2 protein-coding genes are annotated in these 1,441 nt (G+C 75.6%); one reads left to right on the plus strand and one right to left on the minus strand.

Features of this window, described 5'->3' with window-relative positions; genetic code table 11:
* Positions 1-526 (plus strand): aminoglycoside phosphotransferase family protein (locus ACFV5N_RS27800; RefSeq protein WP_385605303.1); only part of this gene is annotated, 526 nt, incomplete at its 5' end.
* 16 nt (positions 527-542) lie between these two features.
* On the opposite strand, the gene ACFV5N_RS27805 is transcribed toward ACFV5N_RS27800, so the two are convergent.
* Positions 543-1,441 (minus strand): NmrA/HSCARG family protein (locus ACFV5N_RS27805; protein ID WP_385605306.1); only part of this gene is annotated, 899 nt, incomplete at its 5' end.

A 1,441-nucleotide genomic window follows, 5' to 3' on the forward strand; every position in this document is an offset into this window, starting at 1 on the left:
GTCCTCGAAGAGGGCGTCCGCCTCCTCGCGCTTGGCCGCGGCGTTCTTCTCGGCCGCCGCGGCGATGGTGGAGGCCGCACCCGCCGCCGTCCGCTCGCTGGCCGATCCGGACGAGCGGCGGCTGGTGTCCGTCTGCGCGGACGCGGTGGCCGAGGTGCTGGGTGAGGCGGGTGACCGGCTGCTGCACTGGGACCTGCACCAGGACAACGTGCTGGCCGGTACCCGGGAGCCGTGGCTGGCGATCGACCCCGAACCCCTCGTGGGGGACCCGGGGTTCGATCTGTGGCCGGCGCTGGACTCCCGGTGGGACGAGGTCGTCGCCGCGAGCGGTGACCCGCGTGCCACGGTGCTGCGCCGCTTCGATCAGCTGACCGAGCGGGTGGGGCTCGACCGGCGGCGGGCGGCGGTGTGGACGCTGGGCCGGGTGCTCCAGAACGCCCTGTGGGACATCGAGGACGGCAAGACCGCGCTGGAGCCGCCGCAGGTGGAGCTGGCGCGGGTGCTGCTGACAGACCGGATGCGGTAGCGGTCGGCGGTCCCGGTCAGGCGGTCGGCTTCAGGGTCTCGCGCGCCCACTGCGCGAAGCCGGTGACCGGGATGCCGAGCGCCTGCGCGAAGGCGGGGCGCGCGGGCTGGCCGGCCACGTTCATGAGTTCGTGGGAGGCGCCCATGCCCGGCATCCCGGCCGCGGTGGCCTGCTCCTCCGTCATGTCGGGGGCGGTCAGCTCGGTGCCCAGCACGTCGGAGAGGATCGCGGCGATCTCGGTCATCGGCAGGTGGTCGCCGGCCAGTTCGAGCTCGACCCGGTGGAACCGGGCCGGGTCGGCGACGGCCGCGGCGGCGGCGCTGCCGACGTCGGTGGCCGCGACGAGGGAGAGCCGGGTCGTGGGCTTGATGACGCTCACCAGGCCGCCGGCCACCCCGCGCGGGAAGAAGAATGCCATGGCGGGTTCGAAGTTCTCCATGAAGAAGGCCGGCCGGATCAGCGTCCAGGACGGGAAGTCCGCCGCGCGTACCGCGTCCTCGATACCGGACTTGGCGGCGAAGTACGGCTTCAGGGCGGCCCAGCCGGACCACTGGGGCGCCTCGTTGCGGGACACGGAGGTGTGGACGAACTGCGGCACATCGGCGGCGCGCGCGGCCTCGACCAGGTTGCGGCCCTGGGCGAGTTCGCCGTCGAAGCCACGGGCGGCGAAGTCGGGCATCTGGACCGAGAAGACGGCGCGGGCGCCGTCGGCGGCGCGGCGCAGCGAGGCCGGGTCGTCGAGGTCGCCGGTGACCAGGGTGGCGCCGAGGGCTTCGACGGCGCGGGCGCGGGGGGTGCCGGGGTCGCGGACCAGGGCCCGGACGGGGACACCGGCGGCGCGCAGGGCGCGGGCGGTGGCGCCGCCCTGGCGGCCGGTGGCGCCGGTGACCAGGACGGGGGCGGCGGGGTCGGCCG

The sequence above is a fragment of the Streptomyces sp. NPDC059853 genome, from assembly GCF_042731495.1.
Taxonomy (GTDB): Bacteria; Actinomycetota; Actinomycetes; order Streptomycetales; family Streptomycetaceae; genus Streptomyces.